This window comes from Bradyrhizobium sp. CW1 (genome assembly GCF_023100665.1).
In the GTDB taxonomy this organism is placed as follows: Bacteria; Pseudomonadota; Alphaproteobacteria; order Rhizobiales; family Xanthobacteraceae; genus Bradyrhizobium; species Bradyrhizobium canariense_D.
The window spans coordinates 2,599,249-2,623,233 of the sequence record NZ_CP064684.1; the positions used below are offsets into that span (position 1 = coordinate 2,599,249).

At 60.6% G+C, this 23,985-nt stretch carries 24 protein-coding genes and 3 pseudogenes; 5 read left to right on the forward strand and 22 right to left on the reverse strand.

What is annotated here, in order from left to right; translation table 11 throughout:
• Positions 1-103: 103 nt before the first annotated feature.
• Together IVB54_RS12590 and IVB54_RS12595 are read right to left on the reverse strand one after the other, a co-directional pair.
• The gene (locus IVB54_RS12590; protein ID WP_247777256.1) at positions 104-421 is read right to left on the reverse strand and encodes a co-chaperone GroES; all 318 of its coding nucleotides are present in this window, start codon (positions 419-421) and stop codon (positions 104-106) included.
• Positions 422-524: 103 nt separating this feature from the next.
• The gene (locus IVB54_RS12595) at positions 525-785 is read right to left on the reverse strand and encodes a DUF1488 domain-containing protein (protein WP_247777257.1); all 261 of its coding nucleotides are present in this window, start codon (positions 783-785) and stop codon (positions 525-527) included.
• Positions 786-1,656: 871 nt separating this feature from the next.
• Here IVB54_RS12595 and IVB54_RS12600 point away from each other — a divergent pair.
• Entirely contained in the window at positions 1,657-2,301 is a 645-nt protein-coding gene (locus tag IVB54_RS12600) for an NYN domain-containing protein (RefSeq protein ID WP_247777258.1), read from the forward strand.
• Positions 2,302-3,710: 1,409 nt separating this feature from the next.
• Here the strand turns inward: IVB54_RS12600 and IVB54_RS12605 are convergent.
• From IVB54_RS12605 to IVB54_RS12620, 4 genes are all read right to left on the reverse strand, one after another.
• Complete coding sequence (locus tag IVB54_RS12605; protein ID WP_247777508.1) at positions 3,711-4,067, reverse strand: response regulator; 357 nt, start codon at positions 4,065-4,067, stop codon at positions 3,711-3,713.
• A gap of 209 nt (positions 4,068-4,276) precedes the next feature.
• A complete protein-coding gene (locus tag IVB54_RS41625; protein WP_346658851.1) occupies positions 4,277-4,660 on the reverse strand; it encodes a hypothetical protein in 384 nt (127 codons plus the stop codon).
• Positions 4,661-4,703: 43 nt separating this feature from the next.
• Positions 4,704-4,898: a hypothetical protein gene (locus IVB54_RS12615; protein WP_247488357.1), complete on the reverse strand. Its 195-nt coding sequence runs from the start codon at positions 4,896-4,898 to the stop codon at positions 4,704-4,706.
• Positions 4,899-5,038: 140 nt separating this feature from the next.
• The gene (locus IVB54_RS12620) at positions 5,039-5,275 is read right to left on the reverse strand and encodes a PilZ domain-containing protein (protein WP_247361381.1); all 237 of its coding nucleotides are present in this window, start codon (positions 5,273-5,275) and stop codon (positions 5,039-5,041) included.
• A 468-nt stretch (positions 5,276-5,743) separates the two neighbouring features.
• On the opposite strand from IVB54_RS12620, the gene IVB54_RS41445 reads away from it, so the two are divergent.
• Positions 5,744-5,878: a hypothetical protein gene (locus tag IVB54_RS41445; RefSeq protein ID WP_256465323.1), complete on the forward strand. Its 135-nt coding sequence runs from the start codon at positions 5,744-5,746 to the stop codon at positions 5,876-5,878.
• Positions 5,879-6,082: 204 nt separating this feature from the next.
• Here the strand turns inward: IVB54_RS41445 and IVB54_RS12625 are convergent, their stop codons facing one another.
• The 3 genes from IVB54_RS12625 to IVB54_RS12635 form a co-directional block, all read right to left on the reverse strand.
• The gene (locus IVB54_RS12625; RefSeq protein ID WP_247777259.1) at positions 6,083-6,781 is read right to left on the reverse strand and encodes an outer membrane beta-barrel protein; all 699 of its coding nucleotides are present in this window, start codon (positions 6,779-6,781) and stop codon (positions 6,083-6,085) included.
• Between the two features lie 519 nt (positions 6,782-7,300).
• A complete protein-coding gene (locus tag IVB54_RS12630) occupies positions 7,301-7,555 on the reverse strand; it encodes a hypothetical protein (protein WP_247370328.1) in 255 nt (84 codons plus the stop codon).
• Positions 7,556-7,906: 351 nt separating this feature from the next.
• The gene (locus tag IVB54_RS12635) at positions 7,907-8,116 is read right to left on the reverse strand and encodes a hypothetical protein (protein ID WP_247777260.1); all 210 of its coding nucleotides are present in this window, start codon (positions 8,114-8,116) and stop codon (positions 7,907-7,909) included.
• 424 nt (positions 8,117-8,540) lie between these two features.
• On the opposite strand from IVB54_RS12635, the gene IVB54_RS41630 reads away from it, so the two are divergent.
• The gene (locus IVB54_RS41630) at positions 8,541-9,977 is read left to right on the forward strand and encodes an alpha/beta fold hydrolase (protein ID WP_345946531.1); all 1,437 of its coding nucleotides are present in this window, start codon (positions 8,541-8,543) and stop codon (positions 9,975-9,977) included.
• A gap of 150 nt (positions 9,978-10,127) precedes the next feature.
• Here the strand turns inward: IVB54_RS41630 and IVB54_RS12650 are convergent, their stop codons facing one another.
• From IVB54_RS12650 to IVB54_RS12665, 4 genes and pseudogenes are all read right to left on the reverse strand, one after another.
• Positions 10,128-10,562 (reverse strand): hypothetical protein, encoded by a 435-nt coding sequence (locus IVB54_RS12650; protein WP_247370331.1) that lies wholly within the window; start codon positions 10,560-10,562, stop codon positions 10,128-10,130.
• A gap of 260 nt (positions 10,563-10,822) precedes the next feature.
• A complete protein-coding gene (locus IVB54_RS12655; protein WP_247541981.1) occupies positions 10,823-11,323 on the reverse strand; it encodes a hypothetical protein in 501 nt (166 codons plus the stop codon).
• Between the two features lie 1,797 nt (positions 11,324-13,120).
• A pseudogene (locus tag IVB54_RS12660) lies at positions 13,121-13,529 on the reverse strand (hypothetical protein).
• Between the two features lie 360 nt (positions 13,530-13,889).
• Positions 13,890-14,168 carry a hypothetical protein gene (locus tag IVB54_RS12665; RefSeq protein ID WP_247372800.1) on the reverse strand — a complete coding sequence of 93 codons (279 nt, stop codon included), beginning with the start codon at positions 14,166-14,168 and terminating at the stop codon, positions 13,890-13,892.
• Positions 14,169-14,397: 229 nt separating this feature from the next.
• On the opposite strand from IVB54_RS12665, the pseudogene IVB54_RS12670 reads away from it, so the two are divergent.
• Positions 14,398-15,221: pseudogene (locus IVB54_RS12670) on the forward strand (ribonuclease HII).
• Positions 15,222-15,251: 30 nt separating this feature from the next.
• Here IVB54_RS12670 and ligD read toward each other — a convergent pair.
• The 8 genes and pseudogenes from ligD to IVB54_RS12710 form a co-directional block, all read right to left on the reverse strand.
• A complete protein-coding gene (gene ligD, locus IVB54_RS12675; protein WP_247454832.1) occupies positions 15,252-16,199 on the reverse strand; it encodes a non-homologous end-joining DNA ligase in 948 nt (315 codons plus the stop codon).
• 12 nt (positions 16,200-16,211) lie between these two features.
• Positions 16,212-16,771 (reverse strand): annotated as a pseudogene (locus IVB54_RS12680) (MOSC domain-containing protein).
• Positions 16,771-18,453, reverse strand: a complete 1,683-nt coding sequence (locus IVB54_RS12685; RefSeq protein WP_247777261.1) for a DNA polymerase/3'-5' exonuclease PolX — start codon at positions 18,451-18,453, stop codon at positions 16,771-16,773. The pseudogene IVB54_RS12680 and the gene IVB54_RS12685 overlap by 1 nt, the downstream one beginning before the upstream one ends.
• Positions 18,454-20,006: 1,553 nt before the next feature.
• Entirely contained in the window at positions 20,007-20,249 is a 243-nt protein-coding gene (locus IVB54_RS12690) for a hypothetical protein (RefSeq protein WP_247372811.1), read from the reverse strand.
• A 66-nt stretch (positions 20,250-20,315) separates the two neighbouring features.
• A complete protein-coding gene (locus IVB54_RS12695; RefSeq protein ID WP_247372813.1) occupies positions 20,316-21,269 on the reverse strand; it encodes a DUF72 domain-containing protein in 954 nt (317 codons plus the stop codon).
• A 199-nt stretch (positions 21,270-21,468) separates the two neighbouring features.
• A complete protein-coding gene (locus IVB54_RS12700; protein WP_247372815.1) occupies positions 21,469-21,726 on the reverse strand; it encodes a hypothetical protein in 258 nt (85 codons plus the stop codon).
• 56 nt (positions 21,727-21,782) lie between these two features.
• Complete coding sequence (locus tag IVB54_RS12705) at positions 21,783-22,286, reverse strand: ferritin-like domain-containing protein (protein ID WP_247409418.1); 504 nt, start codon at positions 22,284-22,286, stop codon at positions 21,783-21,785.
• Positions 22,287-22,566: 280 nt separating this feature from the next.
• A complete protein-coding gene (locus IVB54_RS12710; RefSeq protein WP_346658852.1) occupies positions 22,567-22,953 on the reverse strand; it encodes a hypothetical protein in 387 nt (128 codons plus the stop codon).
• A 344-nt stretch (positions 22,954-23,297) separates the two neighbouring features.
• On the opposite strand from IVB54_RS12710, the gene IVB54_RS12715 reads away from it, so the two are divergent.
• A complete protein-coding gene (locus IVB54_RS12715; RefSeq protein ID WP_247409420.1) occupies positions 23,298-23,543 on the forward strand; it encodes a PilZ domain-containing protein in 246 nt (81 codons plus the stop codon).
• A 96-nt stretch (positions 23,544-23,639) separates the two neighbouring features.
• Here the strand turns inward: IVB54_RS12715 and IVB54_RS12720 are convergent, their stop codons facing one another.
• Positions 23,640-23,840, reverse strand: coding sequence for a hypothetical protein (locus IVB54_RS12720; RefSeq protein WP_247454836.1), 201 nt, complete (start codon positions 23,838-23,840; stop codon positions 23,640-23,642).
• Positions 23,841-23,985: the final 145 nt, after the last annotated feature.

A 23,985-nucleotide genomic window follows, 5' to 3' on the forward strand; every position in this document is an offset into this window, starting at 1 on the left:
GCGCAACTGGCGAGCTTTTGAGGGATGAGATTTGAATTGCGGCCTCATCCTTCGGAGAGCCCGGCTACGCCGAATCCCTAGGGTAAGGAAAACTGGCTGGCGCTTACGCTGCCTTCTTCTTGGCAGCGGGCAGATCGTTGAGAACGCCCATGATGTCGCTCTCTTTCATGATCAGCAGGTCGACATTGTCGATCTTGACCTCGGTTCCCAACCACTTGCCGAACAGCACGCGGTCGCCGACCTTCAGGTCGATCGGGATCAGCTTGCCAGCTTCGTCGCGGCCGCCCGGGCCGACGGCAATGACTTCGCCCTGGGAGGGCTTCTCCTTGGCAGTGTCCGGGATGATGATGCCACCAGCGGTCTTGTCCTCGGGCTCAATGCGCTTGACCACGACACGGTCATGGAGCGGACGGAATTTCATGCGGTTCTCCCTGGCTTTTGTAATTATTTCTAAATTGGCGGTCGGAATGAACTACGTGGCGTAAATCGAGCCTTCCGCGTCCACTAAGACGTGGGTCTTCGTTTCAAAAATTAGCGGCGACCAGATCGTAAGAACCCCTGCTGCCGCGGACGTACACCCTGGCAGCGGCGACACATATCGCATCACGATTGAAATCGAATGCGTTCAGGAAACCCGATTCATTAGGGTGAGCATCCGGTTGAAGTCGCCTCAGCGCTTTTTCCTCTATGAAAAACGACGCCTCTAGCGCACTATCGTATCCCCAAAAACGCACGGCATGCCGCGTTCGGTCATATGAACGACTGTGATTTGGAAACTCGATCATGGTGGGTCCGATCAAGTTTGCGCACGGGGAAGAGATGCTGAAAGCAATCTGGCGGCGCTAAGCCTTAGATGGCTACTCTGGAATCGGATTACAACTGCCCGCGCCAATTAAGTCTACGACCAGCCTCGTGAATTGGGCCATGCTGCACGCGCTGGATCCGCCCTCCATGCTCGTCACCGTCAGTCTTGGCGGCGCCACCAACGCTCCTGCCCAAGCGCAGCCGACCGGGCGCTCTACGCGGCCAAGGAGGGCGGGCGCGATTGCCTGGTCATGTCCGGACCGGTGGTCGTCTGGCCGAGGACGAAGCGCGTCGTCGGGGCTTGGCTCAGTTGGCTGAACGGCTCCGCCGCGGGCCGGCTCGGCTCGTGTCGAGGCCACCGTCCGACTGAGGCTCGGCGAACAGCAGCACCTCGAATAGCGCCCGATTTGCCCGATATCTGGCTGCGGAACGCTTGCCTTCCGACCCGTGCATAAGCGTGCGGCCGTCGGCCGTGCACAAGAACCACCACCACGTGCGGCCGCGCTTTCGCACGTGGGTCTCGAAAACAGGAAATCGCATCGCACCGCCAACCGTCAGGGGGACTTCCCATTGTGCTTTGTCTTACCGATGTTGCCGCGGGTTCAGATCTGCGTGCCCAAGCTCGCTCCTGGCGATCGACGGATAATCCTTCGTTGAAGGAAAAATGCTTTGAGGCAGAAACAATTGCGCGTAGCCTCCGACCTGTCGGAGCTGGGATTCCGCCGGAATGAGGGTGAGCGGAAGCGAGACCCAGGCCGCCCGACCTTACCTAAACCTTTTTGCTTCAATGACCCAGAGCCCGGATGGAAGCGCCTGTTTCCGTCCTGGAAACCAATTTCCGGCAGCGTCCAAATGTCCGCACCGAGCAGGATCGCGTTCTTCATCGATGGCGCCAATCTCTACGCCACCGCAAGGACGTTGGGATTCGACATCGACTACAAGCGCCTGCTGAAGGCGTTTGAGGGCCGCGGCACCCTGGTTCGCGCCTACTACTACACGGCCGTCATCGAGGATCAGGAGTATTCGTCGATCCGCCCGCTCGTCGACTGGCTCGACTACAACGGCTACACCGTCGTCACCAAGCCGACCAAGGAGTTCGTCGACGCCGGCGGCCGCCGCAAGGTCAAGGGCAACATGGACATCGAGCTCGCGGTCCACGCCATGGAGCTTACCGGACACATCGACGAGATGATCCTGTTTTCCGGCGACGGTGACTTCCGCTCGCTGGTCGAGGCCGTGCAGCGCCGCGGCGTCCGGGTCACCGTTGTCTCCACCATGGCCAGCCGGCCACCGATGATCGCCGACGAACTCCGCCGCCAAGCCGACGTCTTCACCGACCTGGCGGAGCTGCAGTCCACGGTCGGCAGAGATCCCTCCGAACGCGGCGACGTGCGCCAGAATGGCGCGCCGATGAGGCGCGGCGCCTCGCGACCCGGCGGAGCTGAGGATTCGATCGTCAGCACGCGCGAGCCCAGCGAGAAGCCGAGCGACGACTAGCGGTGTACCCGTGAAGTTGATGACGCGACGATGTCGCGCCCGCATTGCTCGCCAGACGAACCGAGGCCATCCAGCGGCGTAACACTCGCGGCGAATTTCGAGAGAGATCGCGCCCCGGTGAGCGCGACCGAAGGCCGCCGATCTGTCATCCGAGAGCGAAGAGACGCCTAAAGACAGCGCACAAGCCCGACGTGGAGCAGCCGCAGAGCTGACCACTCCCAAGGGGCCGCCTCGGGCGGCCTCTTTCTTTTGCCGGTACACGCCCACGGCGTGCGGTGGGGCGACCAGCCTCTCACCTATCTCCGGAATGAGCGATCGATGTCGCGCAGGAGAGCCACGGCCGCATCCGTATAGCGCCCGTAGGACAACTGCTGATCTGCAAGACTGGCACACGCCAGTACAAGAGCAGCTATGGCCACGCCCTTGATCATGTCGGGATATGATGCCCGGAGCTGGTTAAGGACCGGCTAAATGGCCTTGCAGCCCCAGGCAGCCCCGGCCTGCGGTCCTCGTGGGCCTGCGCTCCGCCACTCGCCGCAAAGAGAGTGAACCTTGCCGCTGAGCGTCGAGACCAATGAATATCCGGGATTTTGCTTATCCCTCTCGGGGCTGGAACGCCGCCGCCTACGCTTCATTTTAAGCGGGCGGCGTTTTCCGGGGCGGATCCTTGCTAGCCTATTTCGGCGTGCTGAATGTGCTCCCCGTGCATTCGGCCCGACGGACCGCCGGCCCAACACCCGCCGCGATGCCGCCTAGGCCGGCGGTCCAGGCCTTTCCAGTCAGATGGGTGACCCGTTCGTGTAGCAGCAGCACCGATCAACGCTCTCGCCGACCAGTGGCCCGACCACGTCCGGCTCTCCGATCTCGAACCCCGCTTTGTCTGCAAGGCGTGCGGAGTCGCCCTGCCAATGTCAGGCCCGGCAGCGAGCCCAGTGAAGCTGAAAAACAACTCAGCCGATACGCAGCCAAGCTCGGAACGAAAGTGCGTCATGCGCCGTCGATCGCGCCGATGAGTCGATCGGGACATCTATGTGGTGCTGAGGCGAGAAACGCTGCGTGACATTGCCAAGAGTATGACGATCTAGCCCGCCGCGCCGAGCAAATCCGCACCGTCCAATCTGAGCAAGCAGCCGTAGGGCGAGTTCGGGAGCGTCCTGATTTCGATTGAAAGCCTTGTGTGCTGTTTGGTACGTAAGCGCCCGCAATGAAGCCGGATTTATCTCAGTGACTGATGACCGATTAGCATCCAGTGGAGCTGGGCGACCGCCCCCGATTACTTTCGTCCCATGCACACGGTGCCGAGGGGGCAGTTCACCCATGGCTATCCTTAATACCCGGCGAGACAAGACCGTCCAGCTATTCCGCTGCTCAAAATGCGAGAATATGGATCGGCGCGAAAACAAGTAAGGCTAGCCGTCACCTGGTGCTTTGGGACTCAAGCAGCCGTTGAGGAGGTCGGAAACTGCCGTCACGAGCTGCACGGGCGCGAACGGTTTATGAAGCATTATGCTGTTGGGAACCCCTAGTACCAGCCATTCGTCAGCGGCCACGCGGGACATATAGACCACGGGAAAGCTCGGATCGACCTCACGTGCTGCGCGCGCTACCTCCCAGCCGTTGAACCTTCCCAGCAGATTAATGTCAGTCACGAGGCCGCCGTATGTAACGAGCCCCCCTTTAAGGAGGGTCACGGCTTCCTCGCCGGTACTTGCGACGGCGGTCTCGAAGCCTCCCTCGTTCAGCGCATCCTCAACAAGGCTCTGGATCGCGTTTCATTAAGCCGGAGATTTCGTCGCCTTGGACTTTTGGCGAAGGAAGCTGACCTCCAATTCCTCGCCATTCAATCGGTCAAGCTGGCATCGGCGATAGGCAAGCCCCGTCGCGGAGAGCAGAAGAAAGAACTCCTTCAAGGCTAGCCCCTCAATCGCTTGGTTCAACTTGAAGGGTAGCACCTACTTCAGACACATCTTTGCGACTACACGAACGACGCCAAGGTGCCATCGATCGCCATCATTTGCGCTGGCAAGCTGTGCTCAAAGGTCACCCGTCGGCTTTCTTGTTCTTTGGTCTTGACGCATGGGCAACTGAACCGTTGCCTCGCAACGTAGTGAGAAGCAACCACAGTCGTAACCACGATGGGGAAATTCGGCAAGTTGGTACTAAGGCGAGAAAAACCAAAGATGAAGATGAGCTTGCCGCGTGAACGGTCTGCTTCTGGCCCGTCTTGGACCAACTGGGCCGGTTCGATTACCTCGGCGACAGTATCGCGCGGGCGGTCGTCCTGAACAATGCGGATCAGCCAGCCGCTCGTGGTGGTGCCCGCGTCACGCTCGCGCGTCAGGTGCGCCAGCACTATCACGGCGAGGTCGTAGCTCAGCTCGATCTGCTCGGCGGATCAGAGGTTAGCTTGCGAGCGGCTTCAGCCTTAATTGCGAGCCGGTAATCTCCGCGCGGCCACTGGCGAGGAGCCGCTCGACGATGGCATCGCTGATTACCTTGACACCGAAGCGCCAGCCTCCGCGCGGCCGCCGCTCAAACGGGCCATGTTGGAGCAAGCGCAGGAAGTAGCGCTCGTTGTAGTTCTTCTGGTCGTTCATCACTTAGCCCCGCCTCTTGCCGGCGAGGAGGACCGTGATTTAGAGCTTGCGATAAGTCAACGGGTTGCCGGATCATGGGCCAGCGTCTTGGCCTGAGCCCATATAGCCTCGGTAACCAACCGCCAGCACCAGGATGATGATCAGGAAAACGCAACCCCGATCCGTCGCTCCGAGCGCCACACCGCTCGACAGGAAAGCTGGGACTGCGCACTCGGAATGACGAGTGTGAACTCGTGCGGAATGCCAGATGCGCTGGGCACGTCCAGATTGGCGCCCAGGTCGGAGAAGTTTCGGACGACGCAACTGAAGGCGCCCCCGGGAAACTCGATGATTGCCGACTTAAATACACGTTGACGGCGTGCGGTTCGCTTTTCCATGGGGACAAAGTTTAAGCCAGATTTTCTTACAGATCGATAAAGCTGTCGTGGAAAGGCGGGAGTACATTCTGCGGGCAAATAGAGAAAGCATTTACCGTGGGCTGGCCCAGCGAGAGTCTCCTTCCAGTGGACCTGATGTCTTCACGCGGGCATCGGAGGTTGTGCGAGCGAGCGCAGAAAACCTTACGCCTGCAGTGTTCCGGAAGTGCAACGCCTTGTCCGCCGTCCAGGTCTGCTCACTAAGAGGGATTGGCAAGCTGGGGATGCCGGAGCGATGGCACAGTCACGGTTATCGTTGGTGCCAAGGGGGACGCCGCAGGAGCATCAACAACTGCTGGCGATGGCGGCGGCTAGGCGGCGACCAGATGAGATCGCCCGCGCGCTCGGCAGTACAGAGCCAGTCGTGCGAGGCCGCGCGCATCTCCATAACATCCCGTCGCGACTGGTCATGCAAAAGCGGAAGAGGCCATGATCAAGGGCGTGGCCATAGCTGGTCTTGTATTGGTGGCGGCCGGTCTTGCGGACCAACAACTATCCCAAGGACGTTATACTGACCGCGCCCTGGCTATGCTGCGCGAGATCGAGCATTCCTTCCGGCGATAGGTGAGAGCCGGCTAAACCCGCGCCACGGCACGAGCACGGCCTTGGTGCTCCAGTCCCGCCGGACGTCCGCCCCGCGCACCGCAGGGCGAGGAGACGAAGCGCCCCTCGATGTCCGATAAACACGCGATCCTGGCGCAAGTCATTCCGGCTCATGAAAAAGGGCCAGCCCCGAGGCTGACCCTTTTAAGTATATTATGTAAGCCGTCAGTAACGAGAAGCCGAGGCAGCACCCCAATTGAAACGATAGTTCAGGCCGGCCTTGATGGTGTGCTCGTCATTGCGGAAGCCGACGGCGGTAACAACACCAGCGGCGCTGGTGAAGAGAGCGTTCCGGGTGCCGAAGTCATAGTACTGGTATTCGACCTTGCCCGACCAGTTCTGGGCGAACAGGTATTCGAGACCACCGCCTACGGTGTAGCCGTCGCGACCACCGCCGTTGTTGGTGAAGGTGCCGCCGCCGAAGCCGTTCGTAAGGCGGGAGTCAGCCCAGGCATAACCGCCTTTGACGTACACCAGCGCCGGACCCCAGGTGTAGCCGAGGCGACCGGTGACCGAACCGAGCCCACGGTTGACGAAGGGATTGTTATTGGTGTCGAGGAAGCTGTAGTTCGCTTCAATGCCCAGCACCCAGTTCGGTGAGAACTGATGGTCGTAACCGACCTGCGCGCCGCCCATGAACACACCGTCGTTGCTATTGGTGCCGGTGAAGCCGGGGGCCAGAATGTTGTTGTTGCCGCCGAATGCGCCGCCGACGTGACCGCCGATGTAAAAGCCGGTCCAGTTGTAAATCGGCGAGGGCTGCATCGCCGGGGCTTTGGTGTAAGGACGCGCGGCCATATCAGCGGCCGATGCTGTACCCGCTAGGGCGGCAAAAGCGACAGTAGCGAGAAGGAACTTTTTCATTTCGAGTCTCTCAGGTTTCAAAAGCTGTGCCAAAAGCTACCCCAATCCACCGAATTTGCTGTAGCGCGGCAGACACACAGCGCACTGGAATGCTGAAGCGCACCATTTTTCGCGCGCGACCGCAGGCAACGGCGCCAGCTTGATTGCGGAACATTCCACCCTCAATCGCTGCCACTACACGCTTGCGAAGATCAAGAGAGTAAGGCTTGCCTATCCATGTTGGCCTCCGCCCAGCCAGCATGGCGGCGAGACACTCTGATTTGGGCATGCCAAATGGATTCCGCCTAACCCCGTCGCGCTTGAGTTTATCGAGTTATGCGCTTAACCATCTTAATGCCCGCAAGGCGATCACTGGTCATCCTCGAGCGGTTCTGACGATTTAATCGCTGCGCCTCTTCCGGGGTCAGGAGCACGAGACGAAAGTGCTTCTTCACAAAATGGCGAAGGCGTCGTCGTCTAGCTCATCGATCCTGTTGATTGCTATTCGCGTGAGGTCTCTGACCGGGGAGACGTGCTCGATCAGAACCTTGCCACCACGGTCGAACGCTGCTCGCGCGGCAACAGAGAACTCGGCTCTGTCATAGTTGCGGAGATGTTAATGTGGCTCAGCTCCGGGTAGACCAGATACTGGCCGAGGATGTTCAGTATCCGCTCGGCGCTGTGAATGGCTCCGCCGTTGTCGGCGAAGCCCGTCGCGCGCATTTGCTTGCACAGCTTCGAAGCCAGCCGGAACATCGGGATCAAGTTGCCGGGATGATACTTACGCCGCTTCATGGAGGGGGCTCTCTCGATGGAGCTGCTATCATGGGTCGTGATACTGAGGCACGCAGGGCGGCGGGACTATCTATTTCATCCGATAGGACAGCAGCACTGGCTTGATCCGCATCGTCGCCGCTGACACATCATAGTCCATCGGGGATACGTTGGCCCCGACATACAGGCAACGCATCGACTGCCTCATGCGATGACGTATCCACTGCCTCATTCATGAAGGTTGTGCGTCCTGTGGGTGGCAGGCTTGGGCCACGTTCGAGCACCGCTCGGCGCGGCAAACCTCTACGCAAACGCAACGCAACGACACAAGCCGCTGAGGGAAACCTTGGCGGCTTTTGCGTGGAGGCACTATCAGCGGTCGTCTTCATGGCCCAACAGCAGCTTGTGCGTCACGCGATTGATGAAATGGTTTTTGCCGCAGCCTTGGCATTGCACGAGGATGAAGGAGGCGCGTGCCGCATTCGACTCAGCGTCGAACCGGTGCTGAACGTACTCGCCGCTTGTCGCGCAACGAACGTGTCCATCATAGCCCAGCATCGGCCATGGCAGCGCCCGGCCCATGACCTAGGTCAATGTTCCCGGTGCACTTACCGCGGCCGCGCTTGCCACGGTTGATATCCTCCGCCTGTGCAGAGGCAGGTCCGGAGCCCCATCATGAGGTGATGGCGATCTAAGCCAAACCTCATCCGAGTTTGCGACAGAGAAAATGCATGGAACGGATCAATGACCGCATCCAGAGTCTGGCCCGTCGGCCGCATCGGCGATCGCGCCGTTACAACGAACTACCTCCGGCCTTTGTCAACGCAATCGGGCCTTTTGCGAAGTGGCCGCCGACACCGACTACGTCCGATCATCGGGATAGACCGGAAGTGCGCGGCAAAATCAAAACGGCGCTTTGATCCGAGGCGGATTCCACCGGCCCGCTTCAGCCTTGTCGCGGCCACTGATTGCGGGCAGACTAGCAGTGGCAGAAAGGGCAAGAGCTATGCAACGTCGGCTTGCGGCCATTCTAGCGGCGGATGTGGTCGGCTACAGCCGCCTCATGGGCGCCGACGAGGTGGGGACCCTCAATTCCCTCAAGTCGCACCGCCGGGAACTGGTCGACTGCGGCATTTCCGAGCACCACGGCCGCATCGTCAAAACCACCGGCGATGGGATGCTGGTGGAATTCGCCAGCGTCGTGGATGCGGTCGGCTGTGCGGTCAAGATTCAGCGCAGCATGGTGGGGCGCAACGCAGGGATCGCTGCGGAACGGCAGGTCGTGTTCCGGATCGGGATCAACGTCGGCGATATTATCATCGACGGCGACGATATCTTCGGCGACGGCGTCAACATCGCGGCACGCTTGGAAACGCTCTGCGAGCCCGGCGGCGTATGCATATCCAGGGCGGCGAACGACCAGATCCGGGACAAGCTGTCGATGGCTTTTGCTGATTTGGGCGAGCAGGCTGTGAAGAACATCTCGCGCGCGGTCGGCGTGTTCGGGCTCACTGCCAAGGACATCGAGGCAATTCCAGACGCCGCGATTCCCTCGTCTGCGGAAGACACCGTGGCGGCGTCAACCGTCCAACACAAGCAGGAAATTCACTTCTGCCAGACCGGCGACGGCGTGCAGCTGGCCTACGCCCGGATGGGCCAAGGGCATCCGCTGGTGAAGACAGGGCACTGGATGACCCACATCGAATTCGACTTCGAAAGTCCGATCTGGCGGCATCTCTACCAGGAATTTTCCCGCGAGCACCTTTTCATCCGATATGACGCAAGGGGAAATGGGCTTTCGGATCGTGACATCCCGGACGTAACATTCGAGCGGTTCGTCGACGACCTCGATGCGGTGGTCGACGCCGCGGGCATCGAACGGTTCGCGCTGCTCGGCATATCCCAGGGGTGCGCGGTCTCGATTGCCTACGCGGTCCGGCATCCGGAGCGAGTGTCGCATCTGATTCTCTACGGAGGTTATGTCGTCGGCTGGAAGAAGCGCGCCAGGACCGAGGCGGAGAAGGCGGCCGGGGATGCGATGCTGACGCTGATGCGGCTAGGATGGGGTCAGGAAAACCCGGCCTTCAGGCAGATGTTCACGTCCCAGTTTATTCCGGACGCTAACAAGGAGCAGGCCGACTGGTTTAACGAGCTACAGCGTATCTCGAGCTCGGCCGAAGACGCAGCGCGCAATTTACTGGCAAATGGCGAAGTGGAAATCAGTTCACTACTGCCGCAGGTCAAGGTGCCGACCCTTGTCATGCATTGCCGCAACGACGCGAGAGTGCCGTTCGAGTCGGGCCGTCGGCTGGCCGCGGGGATTCCCGGCGCCCGCTTTGTCCCGCTCGAAGGCCGGAATCACATCATGCTGGAGGGCGAGCCGGCTTTGGCACGCTTTCTCGACGAGCTACGATCATTTCTCGCCTCCGATACTCAACACTAAAGGTACTGGATACGGCGGCTCCGTTCGCCGACCAATATGCGCCACGGGTTTCCCCTTGATGTCTGTTCTAGGCCAAGCGAAGTGCACGATGTCCGCTATTTGGGTCGCTATCGGGGGAAAGCGGACGTCACACACAATCCGCGGACGGTCTTACTGCGCTAAAAATCCGAATGCGACAACCAGTGCCACCATGCTTGCGAAAATCAGCAGTGCCGGGAGGGATTTTCGGGTCATTGGCCTCGTCGAATGGCGCGCAGCCGATTGACCGGGTTGAGGTCTAGGCGGTCTCTGGGACCGCACGGCTTTGCCCTCTGTCGTTGGCGTCCGAGCCTTTGGTTCCGGCGCTGCGCCTACGCCTCCCATCTCGCTGTAATAAGCGCTGTAGACCTCGCGAACGGCTAGGGCCATGGACTCGGCCTCGCTCATTGTCTCGAGCCGAGTTCGATAGTTAGTCAGAAAGCTTTGGGCGCTGGACGGCAGGTCATCGAAACCACCGAGCTTGGCCATCATGAGCCAGGTGGCAAAATCCGCCTCAGCCTTCGTGCGCGCTCTCTTGGCGATACTGGCGTTGGAGCTAGAGGACATGGTGGTCCGATTGGTTTGAACCCGGCCGCGAAGCGCGGCGGGAAAGGCAATTGGCAATCCAATCACAGTAATGACGGCGCGGGAGAGTTCAAACGCAAACCTTACGAACTAGTCGGCTCCTGACCTGGTTGAAGGGACTAAGCAGGCTAACTAGGGACCCAACCAGCTGAAGTTGATTATCCATATTGGGACGTGAGCTATGTCGACGGTCGTCCCTGGCTTATGGCACGATTGGGCATGAACCCAACCCGCAAGAACCGTTAGACATCAGATGCAGCCGTCCAGCGCTCGATCAGGCGTAAAGCTATGCTGGCGAGCAAAATCCCGAGCAACCCGCCGACCACCTTTTCGGACGCATCCAGCAATCTAGCATGGCGATCTGGCGTCAGCTTTTGCAACAATTCCAGCACCACTGCGCTACCAAGCACGAGGCTGCACACCAGCGTCATCCGGTCCCGGTACGCGGCACAAAATGCCAAACCTAGGAACGCAAAGGCCGCGACGTGTTCGATATTGGCCGAACTGCTCAGTTGAGGCCTGTCGTGGATTGGAGACAGACTTGCGTAGGTGATAAAGGCAAGAGAAGCCCACGCCACGGCAACTGAAATTCTATACAGCATAGTAGCGACTGACCCCGAGTAGTTGCCGCAATATACTTCAGCGCCAACCGGATCCAGCGGCTCGCATTTGCCAGGGTGGTGGCTGCGGTTCTTCACCTGATCCAGAACTTCTGCCGCCGCGCGGCAGGGCAGTACGACCAATGGTAGGCGCACCAGAACGTAACTTTTCGTGATTGAACAATTAAAGGATTTAATTTATTTAATTTGCTTTAAGTTAAATAGTCGCAGTTAGCCCGAGGGGGAATACCTGATGCCCACAACAGAAGAAGACGAAGACCGCCGGGAGTTCTTGAAGATGTGTGGCAGGTTTGCTGCCATAACCCCGCCAGCGATGACTCTACTCCTGTCGACGTCGTTGACGTCAACAGCCATCGCACGTTCCGGCGCCCAAGACGGAGCAGGATATAGCGGCGGCGGCAGCAGTCATTCAGCCTTCGACAATGATCCACACAGCGCGACCGAGGATCACTCGACCAAGGAGTATTCATCAGCCGGCGGCGGTGGTGGGGGCTCTGGCGGGGTGGCGGCGAGAACTCCGGTGGCGCAAAGGGGTCCAAGGTCGCGCATTCCGGAGAGGAAGGCTCCCGATCTGGAGGTGGCGGCGGTAACAAGGGCTCCTCGGGCTTTGGCGGCCAGGATGGAGATGACAAGAAGAAAAAGAATGAGCGCGATTGAAAAGGACAAGTGGAGCGCCGCTTAGCTGCTGTCTGGTGGGGGAACATGCGCCGTCTCAAGGTGACAATCCTGGTCTTGGCATATGCGGTGATATCGCCCGCGTCTGCGCAAACCTGTTGCCCCACCGGCTGCGCGCCAGACGCCAATCGGTGCGTGAGCAGCGGTCCGCTGTGGACCAGATGCCTTCCTATCGCCTGCGCCGAAGATTCTCGAGGGCCGTCACGTGGGTCCGCGGTGAGCAAGCACAGAGCCGCCGTGCTCGCCCGCCGGCCAGCGCGTACCTACGTGGTCCCAGCTCAGATTCCCCCAGAGTGCCCATTGGTGAAACCGACCAAGGCGCAGGTCGGCGACGCGACCACTCAATGCGTGAACGTGTTGACTCGAAATGCGCAGTTGCGGGATTGCTTTTTTGAGGACGACGCCGGGAGGGCCGAAGACGAAAGAACCGGCCTGAACTGCCCCGATCGCCAAGCTGCGCTGGCGAGGCAGTGTCTAAAGCGCTGCGTCAACTATGCATCCGATACGACACATTTGGTTTGCGCCGGCAGCTATCCGAACACCGTCTGGCGTGTGTCTTTTGGAGCTATCTCGGGCTACGCTCTCGGTTCCGAGCATGTCGACCTTTGCGGCCCTCCGCTAAGAACGCTGCGGCCAGCTCCAACGCGCTGAGGTGCGCTGGACTGAGCCCTTGGCTGCCATCAGGGGCAGACAAGGGGCCGCCAACTGGCCCTGCTGGGAGCGCAGCGGCAGTGAAAGCCGCGGACGTCGCACAGTGCCGGGCGGCCCCAGCGCCGCGGCGAACGGCCTTGATGGCCCACGGCAGACCCTACATGATCTCACGGGGTCATGGGTTTGAGAGCTCCATGGTGTGATGACGCCCTGCATCCGCGACGGCTGCTCACCTCGGCGTGGTGCATTGATCGTGCGCGGACCGGCAGCCTCAGCAGCCGGATCAAGGCTGATGCGGCTCGATCGAATGGCGCGACCCGCGGGCACTTTTGTTGTCCACAGTGTGAGTTGCGACACACGGTATTGGCGCGACTCGTTATAAGTTTAACCCGCGCCTTCATGGCGCCTTTCCTCCCTGACCTTGAGCCCGTCGCAAATGACGGGCTTCCTTCTAGGGGCATTACAGGGACGCTAGATCTGCTGCGACGGAATCCGACTGGGCCTGGACAGTTGCAATCAAGTCCGTGCGGCATAGATCCCGCACGGACTTGATTCATTGGGAACTGGGCTACCCAATCATCAACTCCGCGGCCATCACAGCTCTCGATCGATTGCTGGGTGCCTGCGGTTCTTCACCTTGATCCAGTGCTTTTGCCTGCCGCCGCGGTAGGGCCGATCGCGATGCTTCGAGACGAGACCTTCAAGGCCCATGCGGCAGGCCGCCCGGAAAAGCTCCGGTCCGATAGTGCAGCCCATTGAAGTCTGAAACCCCATCAACGCCAAGGATCACCGCCTCGCCGTCAATGACGAAATGCTTCTGCCGGTTCTTCAGAGCGGCCTCGGCAATCCAGGCATAGCGCTTGGTCCAGTCGGTGCCATTGCGGGAGAGCAGGCGCACACGGTCGTTCTCCCGAATGACCAGCATCCGATAATACCCGTCGTGCTTTACTTCGTGGATCCAGTCCGGCTCCGAAGGGACCTGCTTGCACGGATCTCCTGGCAACGCGCTTCCTGGCCATGCACACCGGCTCGCCAACCACCTTTCAGCCGACCTAGGGTGGGATTGTCATTTGGCCTGCAATATTTGACCCCCCGTATTGCCGCATCTGCGAATGTTACCCTGATGGCGCCATTGTCCGTCCCATGACATCCGTCCAATGGGACACCAGACAAATTTGTCCGCCGTGCGTTGCGGGACGCCTTGCAAATCCTCTTTGCTGCTGCCGAGTGAGATGTAGGCGAGCGAGCCCAGCAATTCGAATTCTTCAAAGAAGGGGGTGTAACCTTCTGACGAAAACAAATAGTCGCCGGTCCAAGTCTGAAAGATATCATGCAGCGGTCGCTGAGGGCCGTCTTGCGCCGCTCAAGGCCGGGCACAATTTGCCACACGTTGTTCTCCCCGCCGGCTCATGCTGAGGAACAGGTGACCGACCACGTTTGAGGTGGTGTCGCGGTCGGTTACCAGCGGGAAGGTGAACAGTTTGAAGAGGTCCGCATATCGTCGAGCGGCCAGCAAGCCGAGGCCGTAAGCATAGCCGGGCGCGGAGTCGCTGACATGCCGAAGCCCTTCTTCCGCGATGGTGGCCGCCACTTCGGCGGTGCGGTCCAGAACCTGTTCTTCGTTGCCGGTCTCTCGGAGCATGGACCTGTCCCTCGGAAGCACCCTGGGATCGAGGCTCCACTTCTCCTAAAGGGATGAAGACACCAGTTAGTTCCGTTCTGAGATCGGTGGATGCAATCCATCTCAGGTGAAGGCCGGGCCGGTTCCTTTTCGACAACGCGCTGCCAGTCGTTGAGCGGCGTAGCTTAACTTCAGACAATCGCCACAAATTTCACCGACACCACCCCACAGTCAATTCACGATGGCCGCTATGTCCCAGTATTCACTAAACGTATTGCGTCAGCGCTATGTCGTTGAGAAAAGACCACTCGAGGCCAGCGTCGAGCAGATATTGCGGGCCGACACCCGCGCGGGAGCCGGTGCCATCCTGGCTTCAATCGATAAACGGCGTTTCGAAAACAGGTCCGAAGGGCAGCGCCTCCGCAAGATGCTCAGTTTCGAAACCTCTCTCTGGGAGAGCGGCCTTCATGCCGTGGCGGGCGTGGACGAGGCTGGAATGAGCCCTCTCGCCGGGCCAGTCTCCGCTGGCGCCGTGATCCTGAAGCCCGGTACGCGGATAGTCGGGATCGACGACTCGAAGAAACTCGACGCTGCCGCTCGCGAGGAACTCGCGAAGGAGATCAAGGCAAAGGCAGAGAGTTGGTGTGTGGCTTTCGTGGAGGTCGAGGAGATCGACGCGATCAACATTTATTGGGCGGGCATCCAGGCCATGCAGCGCGCGGTCAGGGGACTAGGATTGACGCCGCGGCATTTGCTGATTGACGCGAAGCGGTTGAAGGAAATCGACATCCCTCAGCAAGCCATCATCAAGGGCGACGCCAAGTCCGCCAGCATCGCTGCTGGTCGATCCTGGCGAAAGTCGAGCGCGACACGGTCATGCGGACGCTCGACGTGCGCCACCCCGGGTACGGATTCGCGGATCACAAAGGCTACCCGGTGCCGGCTCATTATGAGGCGCTCGCCAAGCTTGGTGCGTGCGCAGCTCACAGGAGGTCGTTCGGACCTGTACGCAAGGCTCTCGGGTTGCCGCCCCTGCCGCCGTGGTCGTCAGCATCCGAGCGCGAAGCCGGCTGAGCCCAAGTCTTTTGCTCCGCCGCAGCGGCCTTATTTTCGCGACCAACTCTTTTCGCGAACGATGTCCTTGGCCTTTTTGTCGGACCGCAGGCCGAGATAGACCGGCTGGCGCAGCTCGCCCTTGCTGGTCCACTCGGCGAACTTTACTTCCGCGACCAGCGAAGGCCGCACCCAGGTCGTGACCTGCTCATCTTTCACCTTCGCAGGAAAGGGCGATTTGGCCGTCTTGAGCCTCACGAGCTTGCCGTGAAGCTCTTCGAGAACCTGGTGGCTGAAGCCCGTGCCGACGTGGCCGATGTACCGCCATGCATCCCCTTCGCGTACCGCCAGCACGAGCGCGCCGAAGAAGGGCCGAGTTCGCCTCGGCGCCGTGAAGCCGGCAATCACGACCTCCTGCCGCTGCGCGGTCTTCACCTTCAGCCAATCGGCGGTCCGGCGTCCCGACGCGTACGGGCTGTCGGCGCGCTTGGCCATAACGCCTTCGAGATGTCTCCGCTCGGCTTCCGCGAAGAACTTCGTTCCCTTGCCTTTGCGGTGGTTGCTGAACGCGATCAGCTTGTGGCGCGGCAGGATGGCCTCTAGCCGCTTCTTGCGCTCAAGGAGCGGCAGCGCACGCAGGTCCTCGCCGTCTGCAAACATGAGGTCGAACGCGCAGTACAAGAGCTTGGCCTCATGGCGCAGGGCGTTCTGTAGCAACTGGAAATGGGATACGCCGTCCTCACCGATCGCGACCAGCTCTCCATCGATCACAGCGTTCGCCTTCACGCCCTCTAGCGCTTTCGCGACCTCCACGTAGGAGTGGCTGATGATCTTCCCGTTACGGCTGTAGAGCGCGACCTGATCACGCCGGATCTCCGCGACCATGCGGAAACCATCGAATTTGTCCTCGAAGACCCAATCTGGATCGTCGAATGGCGCATCCGTGAGCGTGGCCAACATGGGCTGCAGGCGACGAGGCAGGGTCGATTTGCGGGCCATGATAGGGTCTTTCTACACGGCCGGCAGTGGCCGAAAGGGGGAAGACGGGACGCGAGCCCGGGCGGTATCACCGGCCGCGACCATCCCGCCGGCCCGTACCACGCCGAGCACCCCGGATTTGAACGGAGGGCCCGTTTCCGCCGACGAGAGCACCTGTCGCTTCAGGCCGGCCCGAAAGCGGTCGATAAGGAGACAGGGCGTCCGGAGACCGGTCAGCTCGACGATGGCCGAGGGGCCCAACTCGATGAAGGTGCCGAGCGGCATCCGCTCCAGGTCCAGGCCAGTCGTTGTTTCTCACCCATATCCCCCGCTGACACCTCGAAGCCGGCTTCCGAGAGGAATGCAAAAAGCTCGGCCGGGATCAGGTGGACCTGCCGGAGATTGGGCAGGCGAGGTCGGCGGCGGGCGAGATAGCGGTGCCGGACGAAAGGGCCGGCGTGGGCGTCGCCTTGGACGCCGTGGCCCTCCACCAGAACGATATGGTCCTGGACTGGTTTGCTGAAGTGGTGCCCAGGGTCGGCGGCGACCGCCGTCACCTTTCCCTCGAGCGAGAGATCGTGCGCCTCCGGCATCAGGCGGCGCGGGCGAGCGAGCGCCGCTTCTGGCGGAAGTAGCGCGTGATCTCGGGAAGCTTCATCGCGTTCAGGACCCGGTCGGCAGGGACGCCGCCCTTTCGGGCCATCAGGACGCCCCAGTGCATGTGGTCGAGTTCGGGGATCGAGTGCGCGTCCGGATTGATGCTCAGCATGCAGCCGAACTCGAGGGCGGCCTGGTGCCAGCGCCAGTCCAGATCGAGCCGCCATTGATGAGCATTGATCTCGACAACGACGTCATGCTTGGCGCAGGCGCGCAGCACCTTCTCGACGTCGATGTCGTAGCCGGGCCGCCGCTGGAGCTGCCGCCCGGTCATATGACCGATGATGGTGGTGTAGGGGTTGGAAATAGCCCGAAGCAGGCGCTGCGTCTGCGCCTTCCGGTCCAGTTTGAAGCGACCATGGATGCTCGCGACCACGAAATCGAAGCGCTCCAGCACGTCGTCGTCATAGTCGAGCGACCCGTCCGCCAGGATGTCGGACTCGATGCCTTTGAGGATCCGGAAGTCCTTGCCGAAGCGCTTGTTCAGTCGATCCGCTTCGCGGTGCTGCTGCGCGATCTCCTCAACGGAGAGACCGCCGGCATAGTGGGCGGACTTGGAATGGTCAGCCACGCCGAAATACTCGAAGCCTCGCTGGCGCGTGGCCTTGGCCATGGTCTCCAGGGTCTCGGTGCCGTCGGAGGCATCGGTGTGGCAGTGAAGGATGCCGCGCAGGTCCTGGTCGGTGACGAGCTTCGGGAGCTTGCCTTTCAGAGCCGCCTCGACCTCTCCGCGCCCCTCCCGCAGTTCAGGATCGATGAACGGCAGGTCGAGGGCGCTATAGATCTCGGCCTCGTCGCCGGCGATCAGGGTGCGATCCTTGTGCAACCCGTCGTTCTCCAGCCGTATTCCTTTCTCCGCGGCCAAAGCCTGGAGCTGCTCAAGGTGAGCGGCAGAGCCGGTGGCGAAAAGAAGGGCGGCACCGAAGTGCTTGCGGTCGGACAAGCGGATTTGCAGTCCGTCCGCCGCCGAAGCATTCGGCGCCTTCTCGATTTTAGCAGCCTCCGCAACGATCGTGAGATCGCCGACGAGTTCGCAGCCGCGGCGGAAGTCGCCTGCAATCGTCACCCGCTTGAGCTCCGGCCAGGCCTTCCGAAGCGAATCCTTAGCGTGCGAGAGCAGGGCGGCCGCACGGTGCAGATGGAGGCGACCTTCTCCGCCTTTCGCGATGGCCAGGTTCTGCAGAATCTTGGTCTGCAGTGCCGCGCCGAGTCCTTTCGCCTTCTTGATGCGGTCGTCCTTCGCCGCCGCCTCCAATTCCGCAAGGGACGTGATGCCGAGATCCTTGTATAGACGCAGCACCTTCTCGGGGCTGAGGCCGGGCACCGACAGCATCTCGAGCACGCCCTCCGGAATCTCCTTGCGCAGCGTTTCGAGACTCGGATGAGTGCCGGTCTTGTGGAGCTTGGTGATGATGTCCGCTATCGCATCGCCGACGCCGGGGATCTCGGTGAGCCGGTCTTCGGCGACAAGTACATCGAGTGGGACGGCAAGAGCTGCCAGGCTGTCAGCGGCCCGGGAATAGGCTTTTGTCCGGTAGGGGTTGCCGCCACGCAGTGCCGTGCGCTGCGCGTATTCTCGCAGGAGGCTTGCTACACCGCGGGCATTGAGAGAAGGCACTCAACAAGCCTCCCGTCGCGCGTCCTGAAACCTCGGCGGACCAGAACGGTTTCCAGCGCTCGAGCCTTCCCCGGGAGGACAGTCGAGAGACCTCTCAAGCTTCTGGGCTGCCCGGAAGTCCTCAAGGTGCTGTGCATTCGGGCCGTAAGCGGCTTCTTTCTTGAGGAGATTAAACATCCGCCCGCCCGGCAGCTGCAGATGCCTCATCCTGCCGTGCGGAATGGATCGAGCCTTACACGGAGCGCGGACAGCATAAGCCCGGAAGTAATCGAAAGCGTCTGACATGATGTCGATAACGCCTGGTCTCGCCTATAGTTCGGTCGCCGGCCTTCACCCCCTGGGGCGCGCCCCCAAAAGTGTAGGCCTATCCCTTTTGTAGAACTGATGCTGCACCTTTGCACGACCGACTTGGCCCGTACTGGATCTCGGGCAGCGGAAACGGCTTCAACAACGCCTAGGAACGAAACGCAGCCGCGTGGCTTGGTCGCGAAAGGAGCCGCGCCATGAAACACTCCGGCATTGCACTTGCGTTAGCTCTCGTCATCCCCTGCGCAGCCTTTGCTCAAGGTGGGGGGGGTGGCGGTGGCGGCGGTGGCGGTGGCGGCGGGTCTGCCGGTGGAAGCGCTGGCGGTGCGTCGTCCTCTGCAGGTGCAGGTGGTTCGACTGCGGCATCTCCGTCCGCTACAGGAGCAGCGGGCGCTGCGAACTCGGGCGGGACTGTAAGCCCATCGGCTACCGCCCCAAATGCAAATACAAATCCAACGACGGGCACCACGAATGCGATAACCGGTATCGCCAATGGTACACCGGGCCCTCAATCCGGGCGCGATCAGGGGGCGGTCAACGGAAATAGCACGAACCCGGCAAGCCCCGGCACCAACGCTGCGGGAACCGCAACTTCATCGGGAACGCCTGCGACTAACACACAGGGAGCCGCCGCGGGCGGCATCGGTCGGCCGACGACCACTGATCAACACGATAGTGACGCCAAGATCGATCAGGAGAACAGCAAAGTCGACCAGACCGTCAAAAAGATATGCAAGAATTGCTAAATCAACGGCGACAAAGGTGATGGATACAGAACCTTGAGGTAGGGCGCGGCGATGGGAGGAACAGAGCGCAGCAATGGAACGCTCTCAATCTTTACCCCCAGAATAAGATAAGAATAGAATGACCGAGAAGTTTGATCCCGTCCCGCTGGACAAACACGCGCAGATCCCAAGCGCAACCCCGAGGTATTTTTGATAGATACGATTAGCATTCCGAACAGGCCGTCGCAGCTCACCACGGCCTCTAAAAGCAGGAAGGGCTGCCGGTCGAGCGGGCAAGAATATCGTACGCTCCGTTGGAACCGAGTAGCGCTAGTCGCGAGCGTAAGAAGAGACCATTCGGGTCACCTGGTATTTGGTACAGGCACCGCCGCGACCTCGTTGAGAAATCATCAATTGTAGGTCACGCGTTTCTTTGAGAACCCAAGAACAGACGGGTTTGGTCTCCCACTACTGTCATGAGCCGGAAAAGCGCCGGCGAGAAGTAAGACCCCACCCGGTTTGTTACCTGGCCGATAATCTCTCAATATTCGCGGCAACCACTTTGCGGTAGTGATCAAGGACGTGACTGCAATCGCCACCGCGGATGAAAATGGTGCGAGCCTCTGCAGCAGCCTCGAGCTTCTCCGTCACCATAAGAAACATTTCATCGGAGGTGCCATTACCCGCCGCAAGCTGGCGAAGCCGCATATCCATCACCTGGAGAGCATCGGCCATGAGTATCAGCGCTGAATACCAGAAAAACATGCGAACTCCGCTTGAACCCCTTGCGACCGAGGCGTTCGCGGAGGGCATCTTCGCGGAACGCCCAGGTTAAGCGTCCTTGGCGCCGCAGGTTCCTAGGTGGAAAGGGCGGTCTGCCGCTTGGGGGTGGGAAGAAGAGAGCATGCGGTGCAGCGTTCTTGCGTTTCGCGGCGCATGGGCGTCGTAGTCGTTGTTGAAATAAATCCACGCTCTCTTTGCGGCGCTCGATTTGATCCTGCTGGCCCACTTCAAAAGCTCCTCGTCTGAGTAATTGTGCCGGTACCAGCGCTCAGGTCCATGGAGGCGGACATAGACCTCGTCAGCCGTCTGGACGAGCTCGTCAGGGAGACGCGGACCGCTGCAAGAGCAGAAGATGATCCCCGCTTTGCGGAAGGCACCGTAGACATCTTCGTTCCACCAGCTCTTGTGACGGAACTCAACCGCATTGCGGCGGGCCGGATCGAGCTGGCTGACGATCGAATTCAACCGGGCTTTGGTATAGCGGAAGCTCGGCGGCAGCTGGAAAAGAAAGCAGCCCATCCGCTCGCCGAGAATATCCGCGATGATGCCGAAATCCCGGATCAGCGTTTTTGTACCTTTGAATTTTTTGACGTGTGTGATGAGCTCGCAGACCTTGACTGTGTAGACGATATCCTTGCCGCCCGGCTGACGGCGCCACGCCTGAACATTCGCGACGGTCGGCCATGAATAAAAGGAAGCGTTGATCTCGACCGTGTCGAAGGCAGATGCGTAATGCACGAACCAGTCCGGCTGTGGCACTTCCGCATAAAATGAGTCCCGCCATTTCCAGTAACGCCAGCCGGAACACCCTACGAAGACGGTCTTCTTCAAAGCCGGCGCGGACTTCAGTCCCTCGCTCTCCATTTTGAGCCGGCTTCGGTGCATCTTCGCTGCGCGAGCGATATTGCTTTCGCGCTGTTTCTCGCGCCGAAGCTGACGCCGTTCGCGTCTTTCCTCGGGCGTCAATTCTTTGATCACGGGAGCTGCAGCCGGACGCGGCATCGGTCAGTCCTCCTCCTTGGCTTCCAAGCGGCGCTGCACGGCTCCAGATCCTTCGCGAGAGCTCGGCCCTTTCCTCATGCTCCATTTCAGCTTCGAGAACTGCAGAACGATCGGCGCCTTGACGGAAGCAGGGGAAGCGCCGCTTGCCCGCTGCGACCGCCGACACAAAACAAGCCTGTCGATTAAAAGCGTCGCAGGTTTAGATCGCGCCGGCTTCCTTGCCAGCGCGCGGCAGCCAGCGCCACACGCCCAAAACGTTGATCAGGAGAAGCACGACGTTCTGGACGACAAGCGAGGTTTTGCCTTCAAGCACGCCGTCAGCAATCCAGGCAATGGAAGCCACAGTAAAGATGGCGAAGCCGCACACGGTAATCCGCGCGTTCAAATTAGCCGCGACCATCGTGGCCGCAATTATCGTGATGGCCGCAGCTGCCGCTCTGAGAATTTCGGGGTCCATCTTTTCCTGCTAAATGGCTAGCCGCCCGCATGCGGGCGGCCTCGCTTGCTAACGGCTCACGCTGCTTTCTGGTTCACGCTGCGCAGTGCCATAGTGTTAAGCTTCTGATCCGTCGCTTTCTCCTCGTCGAGGTTCTGCTGCAGGACCGCTGCGCAATCGTCGCGGCCCAGCATTTTGGCCCAGGCGATCAGAGTGCCGTAGCGCGTGATTTCATAGTGCTCGACGGCCTGCGCCGCCGCGATCAGGGCTGCATCGAGAACTTGTTTGTCGTCGATGTCGCCTGCGACTTCACTCGCTTCCTTTAGGATGCCATCGATGGCAGGGCAGTCGACCCCCTTGGTCTCGACTCGGTGCATCTCGAACACCTTTTCCAGCCGCGTGATTTGGCCCTTGGTCTCGGAGAGATGCATCTGAAAGCCGTTCCTGAGGCCTGAATCGGTCGCCTTCTCGATCATGTCCGGCAAGTTCTTCGCGATCTGCTGCTCAGCGTAATAGATATCCTGCAGCGTATGCACGAAGAGGTCGTTGAGTGTTTTGATGTCTTTAGTGAAAAAGCCCATGGCATCCTCCGGAGTGGTTTCCGGACAGGAAACACGCAGGGCTGTCCGGGGGTTCCCGGCGAACGATCGCGGGAGATGACTTCATCGGCGCGATAAAATCCGGTGGATGTCTCTCAATGTCAGTGCTCGTAATAGTGCGTCCACATGCTCGGGCCCTGGCCCGGCTTTTTGGGGGTGCCGCGGTTGCGCTTGACAATATTCGGAAGCACGCGCGGCAGCCGACGGCGTCTTCCATTGGCGTCACGGGGCTTCGCGATCTTCTTCTGCGACGCGGTTGGAGCTAAGCCGGCATTGTCGCTTTCAAAGTTTCGGGACCATGGATTGAGATCGCTGCTGGCGACCGGCTCTTAACCGGACGACCGATCAGGGTCCCGCGATCGTTCGAAGCTCGATGACGCCGGAAGTAGTCGCGGTCGCTGTTGTCGAGGCCGGCGAGGTCGACTTCTTCAGTCGTGGCAAGCCAGCGGCCGGTCTCGTCGTAGACGAAGATGCCGCGGATACGTTGCCGATTGTACTTCCTGGCTTGCAGGAAAGTCTGGATCTTGGCGACGGCCGCCGGGGTCGTTCCGCCGATCTCCATGCGGTCGACCATTCCTGTGAGGATAGTGTCCGCGAGATCGAATGTGTCCTCTGCGTGCTGCGTCAGCGACCTGGCGAGGTTGGCCATGTCGACTTCCGCGTTTCGAAGATCGACCTCCCGGGACTCCCACTCGCGCCATCCGCTGAGCGCCAGGATGGCGAGGCAAGCCAACGCCACGAATCCTGCGACCCGCAATGGGACTAGGGCTTTGCCGAGTTCGCGGCGGCGCATGCTCGCACGCAGGTCTTAATGGCGGATGGCGCTTCCCGGGCGCCACCGCTCGATAGTAAACAATCCATCACTACGTTGTGGAAAATCAGCGAAGCGACGGAACGACACATTAACCAGGGTCCGCGCAAGCTCGCCGAGGGAGAGCCCCGAACCAGCCAGCTCGCGCGTTAACGCGGGTCTCGGCAGTCCCGCACGTACCTATGCAAGAACATCGGGCGGCACAGCGGCGGCGAATCCTGAAAGCGGCTTCGATCTCGTTCGGCGGGGGCGCGATCGATTGCACCATCCGCAATCTGTCGGAGACGGGCGCCTCGCTCGACGTGATATCACCCGTCGGGATTCCGGACCGGTTCACGCTTATCGTGGACGCGGATCGAAGCAAGCTGCCCTGCCGCATCGTGTGGCGGAAGGAGATGCGCATCGGCGTTCGGTTCGAGGCGAGTTAGCGCTTCGACGCCTGAGCCCTGGCCCGAAAACCGTCCAAGAATCAACTCGGCAGTACGACGCGGAGCGCAGGCCGATTGACGGGGATTGCCAGCGTTTCAGGCTTCGCCAGCGCCGGAGAACAGCACCGTCGGTGGCGTGGCGCGCTGCGGCGGAAGGGACCACCCGCTCGCGGCGCCTGGTCGCCTCTTGAGATCGTACCGCTGGGCTAGGTCAAGCAGCCGCCGCTTAGTGAAGGGATCGGCATTCTCCGCCAGATCGCGCGCCCGTTGCGCGAAGCCCCTGTAAAACTCTTCCATGACGCACCCCCGCAACATCACCGAAAGCCCGATTTCAATGGCTTGCGGGACCCACGTCAAGCCTGATGGATGCAGTTGCGTAGATGTCGAGAGCGAGATTACGATTGGGCGGTAGGGAAATCCAATGGCAGTGCCCTATTCCGTC